Below are 20,572 nucleotides of genomic sequence, written 5' to 3' on the forward strand. Positions count from 1 at the left end.
GCAGACTGTGGGAGCGCCCTTGGGCGCGACAAGCCTCACACGTGGTTTCAGCGATGAGATCTATTCGCTGTCCCGTGCAAGCTCGCGAGAAACCACCGGCGAAGCCGGCAACGTATCCGGTGCCACCGCGCCACCGGAAATGATGAAAGCCATGGCCTGATCCATGGTCCAGTCGGTTGGCGTGAGTTCGTCTACCGCCACCACTTCCAGGTAACCGCCCGTCGGGTTGGGCGTGGTGGGGATATACACGGCCGCCATTCCCCGTCCGGTGCCTTCTTCGGTCATGACGCGGGTGACGAAGCCGACCACCTTCATGCCCTTGCGCGGGAACTCGACCAGTACCACGCGCTGCACGCCCGAAGGTTTCTGCTGCAGCACCGCCATCAGTTTCTTGGTGCCGCCATAGATCGTCTGCACCAGTGGGATGCGTGCGAGCAGCGCATCGAAGCCGTCGATCAGGCGCTGGCCGATCACGCGATTGGCGAGTGCGCCCAGGATGTACAGCACGCCCAGGGTCAGCAGCAGCGCAATCACGAAGGTGATCCAGGCGTTGTTGAGCACCACGCCCGCAAGCGGCGAGCCGGACGACAGCGTGGCCAGCAACGCCGACGCCAGCGGCGTGCCAATGCCGGCGAGCATGCTCAGTACGAACTTGAATACCACCCAGGTCACCCACAGCGGAATGAACGTGAGCAGGCCGGTGAACAGGTAACGCTTGATGCGCAGACGCTTCATGGAATCGATGCCGGGGAAGGGACGCGGCATTCTCCCACGGGACTAGCTTCGCGTCGTTGGCGAGATGCCCGCTGTCGCGGCCTGCCCGGCGGGTTCGGTGCGCGCCTTGGGCTTGAGCCGCACGTACAACTGCTTGCGCACGCGGGCTACCACCTCGCCGCTGCGCGTGGTGACATCCACCTCGAACCAGCGCAGCACCTTGTCGCCGCCGAGGGCCGCAGCGCGGAGTTCGTCGAGCACGGATGTTTCCAGCTTGAAGTGCGCGTAGACGTCCTCGCGTCCGGGCGAGACGAAGTCGATGGCGCCGGCCTTATCCCACACGAAGTAATCGTTGCCGAGTCGATGCATGGTCAACAGCATCCAGAACGGATCGGTCATGGCGAACAAATTGCCGCCGAACTGGGTGCGCACGTAATTGCGGTTCCAGGGGCGCAGCCGCAGCACCACCCGCAGTTCCGTCCAGTCTTCGGACACGTATTGAACGCGGATGCTGTTGAACAGGAACGGCGGCCACAGGTTCATCAGGCGGCGAAAGGTGGAGGCGCGCATATCGGGCGGGTCGGAGGTGGGGGGGCTTAGGATACCTCCTAAACATACGGATGCGTATGTTGCGTTTGCCAGCCTTGCGCTAGCCGCTGGAACGGCCCAGGAAAGCGTGCGCTGCTGCGCCTGGGTCGGCCATGGCGCCTGCGTTAGAATGGGCGGTTGACGGCGCACGCTTGACGGCGCCCCGGTGTGGATAACGCCACAGAACAATGCAGCAAAGGGTTCTCACCGCATGAATACCGCCTACCGCACCTCCCTGGCCGGCACGTCGCTGGACTATTTCGATGCACGTGCCGCCGTGGAGGCGATCCAGCCAGGCGCCTACGATGCGCTGCCGTACACCTCGCGCGTACTGGCCGAGAATCTGGTGCGCCGATGCGATCCGGCCATCCTCACCGAGTCGCTCAAGCAGCTCATCGAGCGCAAGCGCGAGCGCGATTTTCCGTGGTTCCCGGCGCGCGTGGTGTGCCATGACATTCTTGGCCAGACCGCGCTGGTGGACCTGGCCGGCCTGCGCGATGCGATCGCCGAGCGCGGTGGCGATCCGGCCAAGGTGAACCCGGTGGTCCCGGTGCAGTTGATCGTCGATCACTCGCTGGCGGTGGAATGCGGCGGTTTCGATCCGAATGCGTTTGCCCGGAACCGCGCGATCGAAGATCGCCGCAATGAAGATCGCTTCCACTTCATCAACTGGACCAAGAAGGCGTTCGAGAACGTCGACGTGATACCGCCGGGCAACGGCATCATGCACCAGATCAATCTGGAGAAGATGTCGCCGGTGATCCAGGCGCAGGATGGCGTGGCCTATCCCGACACCTGCGTGGGCACCGACAGCCACACGCCGCATGTGGATGCGCTCGGCGTGATCGCCATCGGCGTGGGCGGCCTGGAAGCGGAAAACGTGATGCTCGGCCGCGCCTCATGGATGCGACTGCCCGACATCATCGGCGTGGAGCTCACCGGCAAGCGTCAACCCGGCATCACCGCGACCGATATCGTGCTGGCGCTCACTGAATTCCTGCGCAAGGAGAAGGTGGTCGGCGCGTATCTCGAATTCCGCGGCGAAGGCGCGGCCAGCCTCACGCTGGGCGATCGCGCGACCATCTCGAACATGGCACCCGAATACGGTGCCACCGCCGCGATGTTCTTCATCGACGGCCAGACCATCGACTACCTGCGCCTCACCGGCCGCAGCGACGAGCAGGTCAAGCTGGTGGAAACCTATGCCAGGGTCGCGGGCCTCTGGGCCGACACGCTCATCGCTGCGCAGTACGAGCGCACGCTGACGTTCGATCTGTCGTCGGTGACGCGCAACATGGCCGGCCCGTCGAACCCGCACAAGCGCTTGCCGACGTCCGATCTCGCCGCGCGCGGCATCGCCGGCGAGTGGACCGAACAGCCAGGCCAGATGCCCGATGGCGCCGTGATCATCGCTGCCATCACCAGCTGCACCAACACCAGCAATCCGCGCAACGTGATTGCCGCCGCCCTGCTGGCGCGCAACGCGAATGCGCGCGGCCTGACGCGCAAGCCGTGGGTGAAGAGTTCGCTGGCGCCCGGTTCCAAGGCCGTGGAGCTGTACCTGAAGGAAGCGAACCTGCTGCCGGACCTGGAGAAGCTCGGCTTCGGCATCGTGGCGTTTGCCTGCACCACCTGCAACGGCATGTCCGGCGCGCTCGATCCCACCATCCAGCAGGAAATCATCGAGCGCGATCTTTACGCCACGGCGGTGCTTTCCGGCAATCGCAATTTCGACGGGCGTATCCATCCGTATGCGAAGCAGGCGTTCCTCGCCTCGCCGCCGCTGGTGGTCGCGTATGCCATTGCCGGCACCATCCGCTTCGACATCGAGAAGGACGTGCTCGGCATCGATGCGAACGGCCAGCCGGTCACGCTGAAGGACATCTGGCCGTCGGACGACGAGATCGACGCCATCGTTTCCTCCAGCGTGAAGCCGGAACAGTTCCGCCAGGTCTACGAGCCGATGTTCGCGCGCAGCGGCAGCGCCGGCACCCGCGCCGCGCCGCTGTACGACTGGCGCGCGCAGAGCACCTACATCCGCCGGCCGCCGTATTGGGAAGGCGCCCTGGCGGGCGAGCGCACGCTCACCGGCATGCGTCCGCTGGCGGTGCTCGGCGACAACATCACCACCGACCACCTGTCGCCGTCCAACGCGATCATGCTCGACAGCGCGGCGGGCGAATACCTCGCCAAGATGGGCCTGCCCGAAGAAGACTTCAATTCGTACGCGACCCACCGCGGCGATCACCTCACCGCGCAACGCGCCACCTTTGCCAACCCCACGCTGGTCAATGAAATGGCGGTGGTCGACGGTGAAGTGAAGAAGGGCTCGCTGGCCCGCGTGGAGCCGGAAGGCCAGGTGATGCGCATGTGGGAAGCGATCGAAACCTATATGCAGCGCAAGCAGCCGCTGATCATCATCGCCGGTGCCGACTACGGCCAGGGCTCGTCGCGAGACTGGGCCGCGAAGGGCGTGCGTCTGGCGGGCGTGGAAGCGATCGCGGCCGAAGGCTTCGAGCGCATCCACCGCACCAACCTGATCGGCATGGGCGTCTTGCCGCTGGAGTTCAAGCCCGGCACGGATCGCAAGACGCTGGGCATCGACGGCAGCGAATCCTTCGACGTGGTCGGCCAGCGCACGCCGCGGGCGGAACTCACCCTGGTGATCCATCGCAAGAACGGCGAGCGCGTCGAAGTGCCGGTGACCTGCCGCCTGGACACCGCCGAAGAAGTATCGATCTACGAAGCGGGCGGCGTGCTGCAGCGCTTCGCGCAGGACTTCCTCGAAGCATCGCAGGCCGCCTGAGCACTGTTTTAGCCCTCTCCCCTCGCGGGAGAGGGTTGGGAGAGGGGCAGGATTATGGAGCAACGACAATTCGCCAAAGCCTTGCGCAAGAACATGACCGACGCGGAGCAACTGCTATGGCGGCATCTGCGTGCGCATCGGCTTGGCGATCAAAAGTTCCGGCGGCAGCAACCCATCGGGCTCTATATTGTGGATTTCGTGCATTTCGGTGCCCGGTTGGTCATCGAGGCCGATGGTGGGCAACACAACGATAGCCTGGATGACGCGGTGCGCGATGCCTGGTTGCGCAACCAGGGCTTTACGGTGTTGCGCTTCTGGAATAGCGACATATTGCAGAATATCGAAGAAGTGCTTGAGGCGATTTTGAAGGAACTCGCCAAAAGCGACCCCCTCTCTCCCAGCCCCTCTCCCGCAAGGGGAGAGGGGAGTGGCGACGATGTAACGACACGAGATTTCCATGAGTCATAAACCTCAGATCCGCATACCCGCCACCTACCTGCGCGGCGGCACCAGCAAGGGTGTGTTCTTCCGGCTGGACGATTTGCCGGAATCGGCGCAACAAGCGGGCGCCGCGCGCGATGCGCTGCTGTTGCGCGTGATCGGCAGTCCCGATCCCTACGGCAAGCAGATCGACGGCATGGGCGGCGCCACGTCCAGCACCAGCAAGACGGTGATCGTGTCCAAGAGCAGTCGCGCGGATCACGACGTGGATTATCTGTTCGGCCAGGTCTCGATCGACCAGGCCTTCGTCGACTGGAGCGGCAACTGCGGCAACCTCTCGGCAGCGGTGGGGCCGTTCGCCATTGCGGGCGGGCTGGTCGATCCCGCACGTGTGCCGCGCGACGGCATCGCCATCGTGCGCATCTGGCAGGCGAACATCGGCAAGACCATCATCGCCCATGTGCCGATGACCGACGGCACCGTGCAGGAAACCGGCGATTTTGAGCTGGACGGCGTGACCTTCCCCGCCGCCGAAGTGCAGCTGGAATTCATGGATCCGGCGGCCGAGGAAGAGGGCGCCGGTGGCGCGATGTTCCCGACCGGCAAGCTGGTCGACGAGCTGGACGTGCCGGGCGTCGGTACGCTCAAGGCGACCATGATCAACGCCGGCATTCCCACCATCTTCGTCGAGGCTTCCGCGATCGGCTACACCGGCACCGAGCTGCAGGACGCCATCAACGGCGATGCAAAAGCGCTAGCCAGGTTCGAGACCATTCGCGCGCACGGCGCACTGCGCATGGGCCTGATCAAGTCGCTCGATGAAATCGCCACGCGCCAGCACACGCCCAAGGTCGCTTTCGTTGCCCCGCCGGCTGATTACGTCGCATCGAGCGGCAAGGCGGTGGCAGCGGGCGATATCGATTTGCTGGTGCGCGCGATGTCGATGGGCAAATTGCATCACGCGATGATGGGTACGGCAGCCGTAGCCATCGGCACTGCCGCGGCGATTCCGGGCACGCTGGTGAACCTGGCGGCGGGCGGCGGCGAACGTCAGGCGGTGCGCTTCGGCCACCCGTCGGGCACGTTGCGCGTCGGCGCCGAGGCGGTGCTTGTGGACGGCAACTGGGCCGTCACCAAGGCGATCATGAGCCGCAGTGCGCGCGTGCTGATGGAAGGCTGGGTACGAGTGCCGGGCGGCTCCTTCTGAGTTGATCAGGATGCCCCGCACATGACGGGGCGTCTTTGAATTGCCCCGGAATCGGCGCATGCCGAGTTTATGGTTGCGCCGTGACATGCCTATACTGCAGTCCGGCGGTGGCACGGGGGTGCCGCGCCTCAGGGGAGATTGCATGGAAAAGCGAATCCGGCGCGCCGCCTTCGGCGTGCTTTGTCTTCTGTCGTTTCAATTGTTTGCCGCCACGGTGTCGTTCGAAGACCTGGCGCGCCATGCGCAGTACAGCCAGGTCAAGATCTCGGCCGACGGTCATTACCTCGCCGCCACCACGGTGGTGAAGGGCAAGCCGATGCTCGCCCTGATCGATCTGGTCAATCACAAAGGCACCATGCTGAAGCCGCGCGAAGGCAATCAGGTGGTGGACTTCTGGTGGGTCAACGACCATCGCGTGCTCTATACCGAAGGCACCCAGGTGAGCGGCTGGGATCAGCCGTTCGCGACGGGCGAACTCTTTGCCGTGAACGGGGATGGCTCAAGCTCAGGCCTGTTGTTCGGTTACCGCGCGGGCACCAGCATGGGCAGCACGCGTACCCAAAAGGTGCAATCCGAGCGTGCCTCCGGCGAGCTGGTGAGCATCTTGCGCAACGGCGACCGCAATCACGTGATGATCGCCTCCAATTCGTGGGAGAGCGGCGCCGATGGTGCGTACACGCAGCTCTTCATCATGGATGTGAACAGCGGCATCAAGCGGCCGGTGGGCACGGCACCGCTGCGCAACGCCTCGTTCGTGGTCGACAACCATGGCGTGGCCCGTTTCGCCATGGGCTCGGATAGCCACGCTTATCCGGTGGTGTATTACCGCGAAGGCGAGGGCCAGCCATGGCAGTTGCTGTTCCAGGGCTCGGCCACGCGCGACGTGCCGTGGCCGGAAACCTTCAATCGCGATGACACCGTGGTCTACATGTCGTGCCCCAGCACTACTGCCGTCGGCGCGCTGTGTCCGTGGGACGTGGCGAGCAAGACCATGAAAGCGCCGGTATGGACGAATGACGTGACCGTTGGCGAACAGCTCATCCTCTCGCTGGACGGGCGTGATGTCGTTGGTATGTACGCCATGCCCGGGACGCCTTCTGCATCCGCGTTCGTCCCCGGCTCGGACACCATGAAGGCAATCGCCGCACTCAGCAAGGCGCTGCCAGGCGAAAGCGTGCGCATCGTTTCCAGCACGGAGGACGGCAGCAAGGCGGTGGCGCTGGCTTCCTCGGACATGGATCCGGGCACCTACTACCTGTGGGATGCCGCCACGGAAAAAGCCGAGCAACTGCTGCAGCGCGCGGACTGGATCAAGCCCAATCAGATGGCGTCCAAGCAGCCGATCGAATTCAAGGCGCGCGATGGCCTGACCATCCACGGTTACCTGAGCATGCCGCCGGGTCGCGAAGAGGCCAAGCACGTGCCGCTGGTGGTGATGGTGCACGGCGGTCCGTTCGGCATCCGCGACGACTGGGAGTACGACCCCCTCGTGCAGGTGATGGCCACGCGCGGCTATGCGGTGTTGCAGGTGAACTTCCGCGGTTCAGGCGGCTACGGCGAGGGCTTCGAACACGCCGGTTACCAGCAGTGGGGCGGCACCATGCAGGACGACGTGACCGATGCGACCCACTGGGCCATCGATCAGCGCATCGCCACGGCAGGACACATCTGCATCTTCGGCGCCAGCTATGGCGGCTACGCGGCACTGGAAGGCGTGGTGAAGGAACCGGATCTCTATCGTTGCGCCGTCGGCTACGTGGGCGTCTACGACCTGGCCAAGATGTACACCGACGGCGACGTCTCCGATCGCATCTCCGGCAGGAACTTCCTGCGCAGCACGCTGGGCACCGATCCGGCGGTCTTGGCCGCCCACTCGCCGATCAACCAGCTGGACAAGCTCAAGGCCAGCGTGCTGCTGGTCGTGGGCGGGCAGGACCAGCGTGTGCCGCCCGTGCAGGGCGAGTCGCTGCACCGGGCGCTCGACAGCCGCGGCGTTGCACACGAGTGGCTGTACAAGGCTGGCGAAGCCCACGGTTTCTACGACGAGAAGAACAACGTGGAACTGTTTGAGCGCCTCACCCAGTTCCTCGATCGCAACATCGGTGGCAACGCTGCCGTGGCCGGCGCGCCCTGAAAAAGCGCAAAGCCCACTCCCGCGAGGGAATGGGCTTTGTGTGCAAGGTCGTTCGAGGCGGCGGGCAGGCCCGCCGCCTCGAAGTTCTCAGAACAACAACGACGCCATCCGACGGCGATAACGTCCGACCAGCTCCGCATCGTCGAGCGTGGTGAAGGCGGCCAGCAGGCGCTTTTTCGCCCCGCCCTCGTTCCAGTCGCGGGCCTTTTCCAGGATGGCCAGGAATTGATCCAGGCCGGCCGAAGCATCGCCCTCCAGCAACAGGCGCACGCCGAGCAGATCGCGTGCCGCCCAATCGCCGGTATCGGCCTGCACACGCTGCTGCAACTCCTGCAGCGACGGCGCGCCCTTCAGCGCGCGGGCCAGGTCCAACTGGCTGCGCAGGCGTACGGCACGCGCATCGGTGGCGAGGTTGGCGGGCAGCGAACTCAGTTCGGCCTCGGCGGCGTCCGCATTGCCCGCGCGCATCAGGGCCAGGGCGAGGTCGAGTTTCAGTTCCGCGCGCTCGGGCTCGGCCGCAATGGCTTGCTGGATGCGGTTGATCGCTTCCTCCGGCGACTCCGGCGCGGCTTCCACCTCGTCCGCGGCGCCATCGAGCGGCTGCACATGGCGTTGCAGGAACTCGCGCAACTGGCCCAGGGGCAGGGCGCCCTGGAAGCCATCGACGATCTGGCCGTCCTTCACCAGCATCACGGTGGGAATGCTGCGGATGCCGAACATGGCGGCGAGCTGTTGCGACTTGTCCACGTCGACCTTGGCCAGCCGGAACGCGCCATTGAACTCACCGGCCAGTTTCTCCAGCATCGGGCCCAGCGTCTTGCAGGGTTCGCACCAGGTCGCCCAGAAATCGACCAGAATGGGCGTGGTCAGCGAGGCTTGCAGTACCTCGGCTTCGAAGTTGTCCTCGCGCACGTCGAACACGTGCGTATCGGCGGTCGTAGCACTCACTGGGAACTCCCGTAGACGAATGCCCTTCACATCAGGGCGTCAGCCAGCATATCAAGGTGGCCGGGCCCAGCGTGAACGCCGGGTTCGGCTCCCTGCGCCTATCGACACGGATATTTGCGAAAATCCCCCCATGACCATGCCATCGCAAGGCCTCAAACCGGCGCTCGCTCCCCCCACGCTGTGGATTTGCGAGCATTGCGACACGGTCTACCGTCGCCGCAAGCTGGCGCGTGGCGAAGTGGCACGCTGCGTCCGCTGCGACGCCTTGCTCGCCCGGCACCACAGCATCGGCGTGCGCGGCATGTTCGTCCTGGTCATCACCGCGATGATCGCCTTCGTGCAGGCCAACATCTGGCCGATCGTGACGCTGGGCCTCAACGGCCATCAAATCAGCGCCACGCTGTGGGGCTGCATCATGATCATGTGGCGCGAGCATGCCCAGGTGGTGGCCGTGATTGCCGCGCTCACCTTGTTCTTCCTGCCTATCGTGAAGATGGGTTTCCTGTTCTGGATATTGGCGTACGCGCGCCAGCGCCGCCGTGCGCCGGGATTCCGCTGGATCATGGTCACGCTTTATCGGGTGGGGCCCTGGACGATGAGCGAGGTGTTCGTGCTCGGCGCGCTGGTGGCCATCGTCAAGGCGCACATGTATTTCGAGGTGCAGGCCAATCCGGGCATCTTCGCCTACGGCGTGCTGATGCTGATCATCACGGCGTTCTCCAGCATCGACGTGCGCCGCTTCTGGGATCTCACCGAGGAAACGCCGGCATGAGCGAACTGCCTCGCGCCAGCGATCTGGGCCTGATCGGTTGTCACGTCTGCCGCATGGTATGCCGCGACGTGAAGGCGCCGGATGCGGCCTGCCCGCGTTGCGGTTCGCCGCTGCACAAGCGCAAGTCGGGCAGCTATACCCGCACCTGGGCCTTGCTGATCGCCGCATTCATGTTCTACTTGCCCGCCAACATCCTGCCCATCATGCGCACGGTGAGCCTGGGCGACGTGGACGACAACACCATCCTCAGCGGCATCATCGAGCTGTGGGTCAAGGGTTCGCCCGATCTTGCCGTTATCGTCTTCACGGCCAGCATCGTGGTGCCGGTGTTGAAATTCTTCGCACTGGGCCTGTTGCTGATCAGCTCGCAACGCGGCAGCCAATGGGCGCAGCGCCAGCGGGGCAAGTTGTACCGGCTGGTGGAGTTCATCGGTTACTGGTCGATGCTGGACGTGTTCGTGGTGGCGCTGTTGACCGCGCTGGTGCAGTTTGGCTTCTTCAGCCAGGTGGAACCCCTGCCTGGTGTGGTGTTCTTCGGGCTCACCGTGGTGATTACCATGATCGCCTCGATGACGTTCGATCCACGATTGATCTGGGATGGCAGGGATTCCGATGACTAAGAGTCTGTATTCATATGCCAAGTACTTCGCGTTGCGCTTAAGCGGTCGCCTGGTGGTGGCGCGTGGCGCAGCGCCTGCCTGGCTGGCAGGTCAAGCCGCGCGCCACCGCCAGGCGACCGCTCAAGCGCAACCCTTCGGGCCGGGTCTGTTTGCCCACAGGGCCGCGTCATCACCCGGTCGTGTATCGACATACACTCCCTCGTTCTTTCTTGCCCTGCGTGCAAACAGCTTCCGGCGCGAGGCACTTGGCATATGAATACAGACTCTGACATCAAGCCGTTGAACGAGGACCTGCCCGAACCCGTGGTCAGCAAGCCGCGGGTGAACGCCTCGCTGGTCTGGCTGGTGCCGGTGATCGCCGCGCTGGTCGGCCTCTCGCTGGTGATCCACGCGTGGTACGAAGCGGGCCCCAGCATCAACATCAGCTTCCAGACCGCCGAAGGCCTCGATCCGGGCAAGACGCCGGTGAAGTACAAGAGCGTGATCATCGGCAAGGTGACCGCGGTGCGCCTCAGCGAAGACCGCACCCACGTGGTGGCCAAGGTCGGCCTGGAGAAGAGCGCCAAGGGTTTTGCCACGGCCGATTCGCGCTTCTGGGTGGTGCGTCCGCGCATCGGCCTGGGCGGCGTGTCCGGTATCGATACGCTGCTCTCCGGTGCGTTCATCGGCGCCGACGCGGGCCAGTCGCAGGAGCCCAAGGACGACTTCGTCGGCCTGGAGTCGCCACCGACGGTCACGCATGGCGCGCCGGGCAAGACCTTCGACCTGCACTCCGACGACCTCGGCTCGCTGGATATCGGCTCGCCCGTTTACTACCGCCGCATCCAGGTGGGACGCGTGTCGTCGTACCACCTCAACAAGGACGGCAAGGGCGTGACGCTGCAGATCTTCGTCGACGCGCCCAACGATCAGTTCGTCACCACCTCCTCGCGCTTCTGGAACGCCAGCGGCATCGATGTGTCGCTGGGTGCCGACGGCCTGAAGGTCAATACGCAGTCGCTCGCCACCGTGCTGGCGGGCGGCGTCGCCTTCCAGGATCCGCCGGGACCGCACGACGCCACGCATGCGCAGGAAAATGATGCCTTCACCCTGTTCAATGACCAGGCCACGGCGATGGCGCCGCCCGATGGCGAGCCGCGCTATATCCGCATGCGCTTCGACCAGTCGCTGCGCGGCCTGGCGGTGAACGCGCCGGTGGAATTCCTCGGCGTGCCGTTTGGCCGCGTGGTCTCCATCAACCTCGATTACGACGAGAAGACGCAGAGTTTCCCGACCATCGTGGGCGCGGTGGTGTATCCGGCGCGCCTGGGCAAGGCGTACAACAAGCTGGTGGAGATCGCCAAGTCGCAGGGCGACGACGAGCAGATGTCGATGATGATGGGCCGGCTGGTCGCCCGCGGCCTGCGCGCGCAGGCCCGCACCGGCAACCTGCTGACCGGCCAGCTGTACATCGCCATGGACTTCCTGCCCAAGGCAACCGCGGTGACCTTCGACGGGCGCGCCAAGCCGCTGGAAATACCCACGGCACCGGGCGACTTCGACAAGATCCAGCAGCAGATCTCCGACATCGTCAACAAGATCCAGAAGATTCCGTTCGACAGCATCGGCAACAACCTCGACCAGTCGCTGGCCGAACTCAACCGCACGCTCAAGCAGGTCAACAGCGGCGTGTTGCCGGAAGTCAGCAACACCCTCAAGGGCGCGCAGAAGACGCTGGGCAACGCGGACAACATGTTCTCGCCCGATTCGCAGCTGCAGCAGAACCTGGGCGGCACCTTGCAGGAATTGCAGCGCGCGGCGCGTTCGCTGCGCGTCATGACCGACTATCTGGGCGCGCATCCGGATGCGCTGCTGCGCGGCCGTCGTGCCGACGACAAACTGGCACCGACACCGCCGCCCGCACCGCCGCCGGGCGAACCGTCACAAGGGAGCAAGCCATGAAGCGCTGGGGAACGTTGAACCTGGCCGTCGCCACGCTGGCACTGGTCCTGGGTGCGTGCGGTTCGGCGCCGCCGCTGCGTTACTACACCTTGGTGCCGCCCGCGGGTGGCGACGCCACGGTGGCGCCTACGGCACAGTCGTTCCTGTTCGAGTTGCTGCCGGTGACGGTGCCGGCGCAGGTCGACCAGCCGCAGATGGTGGTGCGCGAGGGCGGCCAGGGTGTGGCCGTGCTGCAGGGCCAGCGCTGGATCGCACCGCTCGGCGACGAGGTGCGCGGTGCGCTTAGCGCCGACCTCTCGCGCGATTTCCGCGCCCAGGATGTGACCGGCCTGCCCAGCCAGGGCAAGGCGACCGTGCGGATCAAGCTGGACGTTCGCCGCTTCGATTCCGTACCGGGCAGCTATGCCTACATCGACGCGGCCTGGAGCGTGCGTCCGCTGAAGGGCGGCGACGGCGTGGCCTGCACCAGCCGCATCAGCCAGGCAGTGGGCCAGGGCTACGACGCCCTGGTGCAGGGCCACCAGCAAGCGATCGATCGCCTGGCGGGGCAGATCGGTGCGGTGGCCGGTGCAGTGGCGGCCGGGCAGGGCGTGAGCTGTCCGGCGGGTTGACCTCAGGCCCATGTGGGAGCGCACTTGTGCGCGACGGCGACCTGCATGCCGCCGTTTCATCGGCTTGTCGCGCGCAAGCGCGGCTCCCACAGAAAAATCGTAGCCTTGACGCCGTTTTGCCACTGTTTGGCGCAGCCCCGACCCCAGTTCTGCTAGTCTGCCCAGTTCCCAGCTGACCATCGGAAAGGCCGGTGGCAGCCCGCAAAACTCACGGCGCCGGACACATGCAGGACATTCAGGATCAAGGGTCGCAGGACCAGGCAAACGAGCAGGGCTACCAGCCGCAGGCGCTGGAAATCGCCGCTCAGACCTATTGGCGCGAGCAGCGCGCCTACGAGGTGAAGGAAGACACCTCGCGGCCGAAGTTCTACTGCCTTTCCATGCTTCCGTATCCTTCCGGCGCGCTGCACATGGGCCATGTGCGCAACTACACCATCGGCGACGTGATCAGCCGCTACCAGCGCATGCAGGGCAAGAACGTGCTGCAGCCGATGGCCTGGGATGCGTTCGGCCTGCCGGCCGAGAACGCCGCGATCAAGAACAAGACCGCGCCGGCCAAGTGGACCTACCAGAACATCGAGCAGATGCGCGTGCAGATGCAGCGCATGGGCTTCGCCTATGACTGGTCCCGCGAATTCGCCACCTGCCGTCCCGACTATTACCGCTGGGAACAGTTGATGTTCACGCGGTTGATGAAGAAGGGCATGGCCTACCGCAAGAACGCGGTGGTGAACTGGGACCCGGTGGACCAGACCGTGCTGGCCAACGAGCAGGTGATCGACGGCCGCGGCTGGCGCTCCGGCGCGCTGGTCGAAAAGCGCGAGATCCCGCAGTGGTTCCTGAAGATCACCGACTACGCGCAGGAACTGCTCGACGGGCTGGACACGCTGCCGGGCTGGCCCGATGCGGTCAAGACCATGCAGCGCAACTGGATCGGCCGTTCCGAAGGCCTGGAGATCCATTTCGAGGTGGATGGCGAGAGCGAACCGCTCACCGTCTTCACCACGCGTCCCGACACGCTGATGGGCGTCACCTTCGTTTCCATCGCGGGCGAACATCCGCTGGCGCTCAAGGCCGCACAGAACAATCCCAAGCTCGCCGCGTTCCTTGACGAACTCAAGCACGGCGGCGTCTCCGAAGCGGAGCTGGAGACGCAGGAAAAGCGCGGCATGGATACCGGCATCGAAGCCGTCCATCCGCTCACCGGCGAGAAGATCCCGGTGTTCGTGGCGAACTTCGTGTTGATGGGCTACGGCACCGGCGCCGTGATGGCCGTGCCGGGCCACGACCAGCGCGACTGGGAATTCGCCAAGAAATACAGCCTGCCGATCAAGATGGTGGTGGTCGACCGCGCCGTGCTCGACGCCGTGGCGGAAATCAAGCACGACCTCGGCAAGGGCGTCGGCGCCGATCCGATGCGCGCGGCGCTGGGCGGTGGCGGCAACATCGATGCGTACGAAACGTCGGCGGCCGTGCAGCTGATCGAAGCGTTCGAGCAGAGCATCCAGCAAGACAGCGCCTTTACCGAACGCGGCTACCTGGTCAATTCCGGCGAGTTCGACGGCATGGATTACGGCCAGGCGTTCGAGGCCATGGCCGCGCGCTTCGAGCGCGAGGACAAGGGCGTGCGCCGGGTGAACTGGCGCCTGCGCGACTGGGGCGTGAGCCGCCAGCGTTATTGGGGTTGCCCGATCCCGGTGATCTACTGCGCCAACTGCGACGCCGTGCCGGTGCCGGAAGACCAGTTGCCGGTGGTGCTGCCGGAAGACGTCGCGTTCTCCGGCGTGCAGTCGCCGATCAAGGCCGACCCCGAGTGGCGCAAGACCACCTGCCCGCAGTGCGGCGGTCCGGCCGAGCGCGAAACCGACACCTTCGACACCTTCATGGAGTCGAGCTGGTACTACGCGCGCTACACCAGTCCGGGCGCAAGCGACCAGGTCGACGCGCGCGCCAACTACTGGCTGCCGGTGGACCAGTACATCGGCGGCATCGAGCACGCCATCCTGCATCTGCTGTACTTCCGCTTCTATCACAAGCTGATGCGCGACGCGGGCCTGGTGCATTCGGACGAGCCCGCCACCAACCTGCTGTGCCAGGGCATGGTGATCGCCGAAACGTTCTATCGCGACAACGCCGACGGTTCGAAGGACTGGATCAACCCGGCCGACGTCGAGATCGAGCGCGACGACAAGGCGCGCATGATCGGTGCGCGTTCGAAGAAGGACGGTGAGCCGGTGAAGATCGGCGGCACCGAGAAGATGTCCAAGTCCAAGAACAATGGTGTCGACCCGCAGTCCATGGTGGAAAAGTACGGCGCCGATACGGTGCGCCTGTTCTCCATGTTCGCCGCGCCGCCGGAGCAGTCGCTGGAATGGAACGAGGCCGGCGTGGAAGGCATGGCGCGCTTCCTGCGCCGCTTCTGGCGCGACGTGACCACGCATGCGGCGAACCCGGATCATCCGGTGGTCGATCCGTCGGCGCTGGACGCCGGCCAGAAGACGCTGCGCCGCCAGGTGCACGAAACCATCCAGAAGGTGAGCGACGATTTCGGCCGCCGCCATTCCTTCAACACGGCGATTGCCGCGCTGATGGAACTGCTCAACGCGCTGAACAAGTTCAACGACCAGACCGATCAGGGCCGTGCCGTGCGCCACGAGGCGCTGGAGGCGATGGTCCTGCTGCTCAATCCGGTGGTGCCGCACGTGAGCCATGCGCTGTGGCAGGTGCTTGGCCATGCGCAGTCGGTGCTGGAAGATCAGCCCTGGCCGCAGGTGGACAGCGCCGCGCTGGTGCGCGACTCGCTCACGCTCGCGGTTCAGGTCAACGGCAAGTTGCGCGGTACCATCGAGGTGGCCGCCAATGCATCGAAAGAAGAATCCGAGGCGCTGGCCCGCGCGCATCCGCAAGTGGCCGCCTTCCTGGAAGGGCAGGCCGTGCGCAAGGTGATCGTGGTGCCCGGCAAGATCGTCAACATCGTCGCAGGATGAAATCCATGAGCCGTGTGTTCAAAGCTTCGCTGCTGTTGATGTCCGTCTCCGTGTTGGCAGCGTGCGGATTCCATCTGCGCCAGAGCGTCGCCTTGCCGCCTGCCATGCAGCGTGTGCATGTGACGGCCGGCAACCCCAACCTGCAGCGAGGCCTGGCCCGTGCGCTGTCGAGCTCCGGCGTGACGGTGGAAGAACATGCCGGCACGGGTATCGCGGAACTCAGTGCGCCGCTGGCCCAGTTCAGCACCGATACGCTGACGGTAAGCGGCCAGGCGCGCGTCACCGAGTACACCGTTCGCTACCACGTCGAGTTCGATGTGAAGGACGGCGTCGGCCAACCGCTGGTGCCGCATCAGCGCGTCGATCTGCAGCGCGAATTCAGTTACGACGCCACCAATACCGTTGGTACCCAGGCCCAGGTCGATGCGATCCAGGGCAGCCTCAACGACGACATGGTGCAGGCCATCCTGTTCCGACTGCAGGCCGCCGGCCGGCATCCGGGCCAGACGGCCGCCGCGGCGGCTGCGCAGGAAGCGCAGCCGGCTTCGGCCAGCAGCACCCACTAAGACGCCGAACCGTCATGCCGCTCAACGCCATGCAATGGCAGAAATCGCTGGCCGCCGAGCAACTGCGGCCGGTGTATCTGCTGGCGGGCGAAGAACTGCTGGTGCTGGAAGCGGCCGACGCGTTGCGTGCGCAGGCGCGCAAGCTCGGCTATGCCGAGCGCGAAGTGCTCGATGTCGGCAATCATTTCGACTGGGATGATCTGGCGCGAGCGGCCGCAGGCATGTCGCTGTTCGCCACGCGCCGCCTGCTCGACCTGCGTCTTCCCACCGGCCGTCCCGGCACCGAGGGCGCTAAGGCGATCAACGAGTTCTGCGCCAATCCGCCGCCCGACGTGACCCTGCTGATCACGGCCATGGACTGGAGCAACAAGCACGAGGGTGCCTGGACCCGGAACCTCGATACGGCCGGTGCGCTGGTGGTGTTCAATGCGCCGCGCCCGAACGAATGGGCGTCGTGGATTGGTGCACGCCTGTCCTCGCGCGGGTTGTCCGCCACGCCGGATGCCGCGGCCCTGCTGGCCGAGCGCGTCGAGGGCAATCTGCTCGCCGCCGCGCAGGAAATCGACAAGCTGGTGGTGCTGCATGGCCAGGGCAAGATCGACGCGCAGGAGATGGAAAACCTCGTCGCCGACAGCGCCCGCTACGACGCCTTCAAACTCACCGACGCCGCCTTTGCCGGCGAAGGCGGCCGCGCGCTGCGTATCCTGGCGGGCCTGCATGCCGAGGGCGAGGAACTGATCGGCCTGATGGGCTGGCTGGTCAATCAGCTGCAACTCGCGCTGCGACTCGCCAATGCCCACGACTTCGCCGCGCAGGCACGCAGCGAACGCCTGTGGCCGGCGCGCGAACAACTGTTCCGCAAGGCACTGCGGCGTGCGCCGCGCGAACACTGGCTGCAATGCCTGGCACGCGCCGCGCGCATCGATCGCATGGCGAAGGGGCGTGAGCAAGGCGATGCCTGGCTGGAAGCCGAACGCCTGATCGCCGCCATCGCCGAACCGCGGGCTGCCGGCGCGCTCGCATGAAGCCGCTGGCCCTGTTCGGCGGCACCTTCGATCCCGTGCATCTGGGCCACCTCAGCGTGGCGTGGGAAGCATCCGAGCTGCTGGATGCCGAAGTGCGCCTGATGCCGACCCACGTGCCGCCGCATCGCCACGCTCCGACGGCATCGCCCGCGCAGCGTGTGGCCATGTTGAAGGCGGCGCTGCAAGGCCAGGACCGGCTCACCCTCGACACGCGCGAACTGCGCCGCGAAGGTCCGTCCTACACCATCCACACGTTGCGCGAGTTGCGCGAAGAACAGGGCGATCGCCCGCTGGTATTGCTGCTGGGCGCCGACGCATTCGCCAACCTGCCCAGCTGGCACAGCTGGCGCGAACTGTTCGAGCATGCCCATATCGGCGTACTCAACCGGCCCGGCATCGACGCGGCATGGTCGGTGGAACTGGCCGTGGAAATCCTCCCGCGGCGCGTGACCGATCCTGATGTGCTGCGGGAATTGCCCGCAGGCAAGGTGATCGAGCTGGCCGTGACGCCGCTGGAGATTTCCGCGACTCGGGTGCGTGAGCTGCTGGCGGAAGGACGCGATCCCCGTTATCTGCTTCCTTGCGGGCTGTTCGACGATCCCACGGTGCTCGCGCCGTATCGCGCTTAGCGAAAGCAGCTTTGCAATGAAAGCCCGATTGGGCTGGGCTGTTGTGGGAGCGCACTTGTGCGCGACAACCTAACGGAGCGATACCTTGACGCGCACGCGTCGCGCACAAGTGCGCTCCCACAGGCAGGCGCACACGTTCCCGCGGGCACTTGACCCTCTCCCCGGCGGGGAGAGGGAGAAGTGATGTGCACCGCTACGAGGTCCTCGGCACAAACCGCAACGCCACCGAGTTCATGCAATAACGCAGTCCCGTCGGCCGCGGGCCATCATCGAACACATGCCCCAGATGGCTGTCGCATCCCGCGCAACTCACCGCAATGCGCTCCCAGCCAAACGTCGTGTCGCGTATCTCGACCACATTCTGCTTCGCGATCGGCTGCCAGAAACTCGGCCAGCCGGTGCCCGAATCGAACTGCGTGGCCGCGTCGAACAACGCCGTATCGCACGCCGGGCAACGGTAAAGGCCGGGACCCGTTTTTTCATGCCGACCGCTGAAGGCGCGTTCGGTGCCGGCGCGGCGCATCACATAGTACGCATCGTCGCTGAGGCGCTCATGCCATTGCGCATCGTTGAGCACCAGCTTGGGCACATGGCATTGCCCCAGCTTGCGGCCGTCGTCGGCGAAGCAGATCAGCAAGACGTCGCCGCCCGTGGCGGGCGGCGTGGCCGCCATCGCGGTGCCGCTGAGCGGGCCGTTCTTCAACAGCGTGGGTAGTGCAAAGCCTCCGATGGCAGCCAAAGCTCCTCCTGTCAGCGCTGCGCGCAGAAAGCGGCGACGCTCCAGTTTCACGATGTCCTGCGTGCGGGACATGGGAACCTCCATGAGGTTGGGAAATCAGCCGAACGTGAAGGCGTACGCCTGCACGCCGGGGTCGAGGAAGGTGATCTCGAACGTCCGCTCGCCGGTGCCATTGGCCTGGCGAACCAGTTGATAGAGACGTTGCGAAGTCACCGTGCCGTTGCCGTCGGCATCGGTATCCATGCCGTGATCGTTGCCTGGCGCCTTGCCGTCGATGGTGACGCGGAAGCGCACCGGCTTGTCGTCATGCAACGGTCCCAGCACCAGATGCAGGTCGCGTCCACGGAAGCGGTAGACGATGCTGCCGTTGGCGGCATCGAGGCGCGCGCTCTCGTCGCGCACCGTCCAGCGGCCATTCAACGCCCACTGATTGGTCATCAGGGATGCGGGTGCGTGGTAACTCCATGCATCGTCGTGCGCCACCTGGCCGCCCGCGAAATTCTCGGCACGTGCGTAACCGACATACGTCTCCGGCGAGCGCATGGCATCGCCCGAACCTGCTGCCTCAGCGCCTTGTGCGCCAGGCTGCACGTAGCCGCCCGGCAGGTTTTTCTGGCCGGCTTCGGTGAGCAACTGGCGGATCACGTCCTCGCTCTGCGCATACTCGCCTTCGCCGAAATGATGGTGACGGATCCGGCCCTGCGGATCGATGAAGTAATGCGCCGGCCAGTACTCGTTGTTGAAGCCTTTCCAGATCGCATAGTTGTTGTCGAGCGCGACCGGGTAATCGACGCCCAGGTCCTTGATCGCCTTGCCGACGTTCTGAGGATCCTTCTCGAAGGCGAACTCGGGTGCGTGCACGCCGATCACCACCAGGCCGTGATCCTTGTACTTATCGGCCCATGCATGCACATATGGCAAAGCACGAATGCAGTTGATGCAGGAGTACGTCCAGAAATCGACCAGCACCACCTTGCCGCGCAACGATTGCACCGACAGCGGCGGGCTGTTGAACCATTGCGTGGCGCCTTCCAGCGAAGGCAGCTCGCCCTCCACCGGCAACGGTTCGCCTTGCTTGACGACGGGTGCCGGCGGTGGCGCGGGACGGGCGGCGTCGATCAATTTCTGCTCGAGGCCACCGGTACTGGCCAGGGAGACGCGTGTCAGCAAGCCGGTATCCAGGCCCAACGCAATCGCCGCGACACCGGCCAGCACCAACACGCCCAAGGCGCGGCGCACCCATTCGCCGGCGCCCAGAGAGCGCTTCATCAGCGAAAACACGCGGCCGCCGATGATCAGCGCCAACGCCAAGGACGTGGCGGCACCGGCAGCGTAGGTAAGCAGCAGCAACGAGGTTTGCAGGCTGGCGCCGTTCAAGGCCGCGCCGGTCAGCAGGAGTCCAAGGATCGGGCCGGCACACGGCGCCCAGAGCAAGCCGGTGGCCACGCCCAGGCCGGCAGCGGACCAGACCGAATCGTGTTCGTCGGAGTGCTGCGAGAGTGTGTTGCCCAGCGCCACGAATGGGCGGCTGATCCACTCGGCCAGTCGCGTCGACAACAGCGTCAAACCCAGCACCGCCAACACCACCATGGCGATGACGCGCCCGTACTGGTTGGCCTGAATTGCCCAGCTACCGCCCACCGCTGCCAGCGTGGCGACCAACGCGAAAGTGAGCGCCATGCCCAGCAGCATCGGCAGGCCGTTGCGGGCAAACGGGCGATCGGCCCTGGCGAACACGAACGGCAGCACCGGCAGGATGCACGGGCTGAGGATGGTCAGTACGCCGCCAAGATAGGCGAGGATCAACACGAGCATGGTGCGGAGGTCCGTGGGGTGTCACCGGA

General features: G+C 65.3%; 17 protein-coding genes. 12 read left to right on the forward strand and 5 right to left on the reverse strand.

Features of this window, described 5'->3' with window-relative positions; all coding sequences use genetic code 11:
• Positions 1 to 60 precede the first annotated feature (60 nt).
• Positions 61 to 735: a DUF502 domain-containing protein gene (locus tag ACN9MB_RS06050; RefSeq protein ID WP_426271115.1), complete on the reverse strand. Its 675-nt coding sequence runs from the start codon at positions 733 to 735 to the stop codon at positions 61 to 63.
• Between the two features lie 42 nt (positions 736 to 777).
• The gene (locus ACN9MB_RS06055) at positions 778 to 1,284 is read right to left on the reverse strand and encodes a DUF4442 domain-containing protein (protein WP_426271116.1); all 507 of its coding nucleotides are present in this window, start codon (positions 1,282 to 1,284) and stop codon (positions 778 to 780) included.
• Positions 1,285 to 1,513: 229 nt separating this feature from the next.
• Here ACN9MB_RS06055 and acnD point away from each other — a divergent pair, with 229 nt between their 5' ends.
• The 4 genes from acnD to ACN9MB_RS06075 all read left to right on the forward strand — a co-directional run bounded on the left by acnD (position 1,514) and on the right by ACN9MB_RS06075 (position 7,890).
• Positions 1,514 to 4,108, forward strand: coding sequence for a Fe/S-dependent 2-methylisocitrate dehydratase AcnD (gene acnD / locus ACN9MB_RS06060; protein ID WP_426271117.1), 2,595 nt, complete (start codon positions 1,514 to 1,516; stop codon positions 4,106 to 4,108).
• A gap of 54 nt (positions 4,109 to 4,162) precedes the next feature.
• A complete protein-coding gene (locus tag ACN9MB_RS06065) occupies positions 4,163 to 4,576 on the forward strand; it encodes an endonuclease domain-containing protein (RefSeq protein WP_426271118.1) in 414 nt (137 codons plus the stop codon).
• Positions 4,566 to 5,756, forward strand: coding sequence for a 2-methylaconitate cis-trans isomerase PrpF (gene prpF / locus ACN9MB_RS06070; protein ID WP_426271119.1), 1,191 nt, complete (start codon positions 4,566 to 4,568; stop codon positions 5,754 to 5,756). Before ACN9MB_RS06065 ends, prpF begins: the two co-directional genes overlap by 11 nt.
• A gap of 142 nt (positions 5,757 to 5,898) precedes the next feature.
• Positions 5,899 to 7,890, forward strand: a complete 1,992-nt coding sequence (locus ACN9MB_RS06075; RefSeq protein WP_426271120.1) for an alpha/beta hydrolase family protein — start codon at positions 5,899 to 5,901, stop codon at positions 7,888 to 7,890.
• A gap of 87 nt (positions 7,891 to 7,977) precedes the next feature.
• Here ACN9MB_RS06075 and trxA read toward each other — a convergent pair whose 3' ends face one another.
• Positions 7,978 to 8,838, reverse strand: a complete 861-nt coding sequence (gene trxA, locus ACN9MB_RS06080) for a thioredoxin (RefSeq protein WP_426271121.1) — start codon at positions 8,836 to 8,838, stop codon at positions 7,978 to 7,980.
• Between the two features lie 130 nt (positions 8,839 to 8,968).
• Here trxA and ACN9MB_RS06085 point away from each other — a divergent pair, with 130 nt between their 5' ends.
• From ACN9MB_RS06085 to nadD, 8 genes are all read left to right on the forward strand, one after another.
• Positions 8,969 to 9,610 carry a paraquat-inducible protein A gene (locus tag ACN9MB_RS06085; RefSeq protein ID WP_204635169.1) on the forward strand — a complete coding sequence of 214 codons (642 nt, stop codon included), beginning with the start codon at positions 8,969 to 8,971 and terminating at the stop codon, positions 9,608 to 9,610.
• A complete protein-coding gene (locus ACN9MB_RS06090) occupies positions 9,607 to 10,230 on the forward strand; it encodes a paraquat-inducible protein A (protein ID WP_204635170.1) in 624 nt (207 codons plus the stop codon). Before ACN9MB_RS06085 ends, ACN9MB_RS06090 begins: the two co-directional genes overlap by 4 nt.
• Positions 10,231 to 10,482: 252 nt before the next feature.
• Positions 10,483 to 12,171: an intermembrane transport protein PqiB gene (locus ACN9MB_RS06095; protein ID WP_204635171.1), complete on the forward strand. Its 1,689-nt coding sequence runs from the start codon at positions 10,483 to 10,485 to the stop codon at positions 12,169 to 12,171.
• Positions 12,168 to 12,782: a PqiC family protein gene (locus ACN9MB_RS06100; protein WP_426271122.1), complete on the forward strand. Its 615-nt coding sequence runs from the start codon at positions 12,168 to 12,170 to the stop codon at positions 12,780 to 12,782. Before ACN9MB_RS06095 ends, ACN9MB_RS06100 begins: the two co-directional genes overlap by 4 nt.
• A gap of 224 nt (positions 12,783 to 13,006) precedes the next feature.
• Positions 13,007 to 15,769 (forward strand): leucine--tRNA ligase, encoded by a 2,763-nt coding sequence (gene leuS / locus ACN9MB_RS06105; protein ID WP_426271123.1) that lies wholly within the window; start codon positions 13,007 to 13,009, stop codon positions 15,767 to 15,769.
• Between the two features lie 5 nt (positions 15,770 to 15,774).
• Complete coding sequence (gene lptE, locus ACN9MB_RS06110) at positions 15,775 to 16,335, forward strand: LPS assembly lipoprotein LptE (protein WP_426271124.1); 561 nt, start codon at positions 15,775 to 15,777, stop codon at positions 16,333 to 16,335.
• A gap of 14 nt (positions 16,336 to 16,349) precedes the next feature.
• Positions 16,350 to 17,360: a DNA polymerase III subunit delta gene (gene holA / locus ACN9MB_RS06115; RefSeq protein ID WP_426271125.1), complete on the forward strand. Its 1,011-nt coding sequence runs from the start codon at positions 16,350 to 16,352 to the stop codon at positions 17,358 to 17,360.
• Positions 17,357 to 17,989 carry a nicotinate-nucleotide adenylyltransferase gene (gene nadD, locus ACN9MB_RS06120; RefSeq protein ID WP_204635176.1) on the forward strand — a complete coding sequence of 211 codons (633 nt, stop codon included), beginning with the start codon at positions 17,357 to 17,359 and terminating at the stop codon, positions 17,987 to 17,989. Before holA ends, nadD begins: the two co-directional genes overlap by 4 nt.
• Before the next feature lie 193 nt (positions 17,990 to 18,182).
• Here the strand turns inward: nadD and msrB are convergent, their stop codons facing one another.
• Together msrB and ACN9MB_RS06130 are read right to left on the reverse strand one after the other, a co-directional pair.
• A complete protein-coding gene (msrB, locus tag ACN9MB_RS06125) occupies positions 18,183 to 18,800 on the reverse strand; it encodes a peptide-methionine (R)-S-oxide reductase MsrB (RefSeq protein ID WP_426271126.1) in 618 nt (205 codons plus the stop codon).
• A 24-nt stretch (positions 18,801 to 18,824) separates the two neighbouring features.
• Positions 18,825 to 20,543, reverse strand: coding sequence for a cytochrome c biogenesis protein DipZ (locus tag ACN9MB_RS06130; RefSeq protein WP_426271127.1), 1,719 nt, complete (start codon positions 20,541 to 20,543; stop codon positions 18,825 to 18,827).
• Positions 20,544 to 20,572: the final 29 nt, after the last annotated feature.

This window comes from Dyella kyungheensis (genome assembly GCF_049913195.1).
Classification (GTDB): domain Bacteria; phylum Pseudomonadota; class Gammaproteobacteria; order Xanthomonadales; family Rhodanobacteraceae; genus Dyella; species Dyella kyungheensis.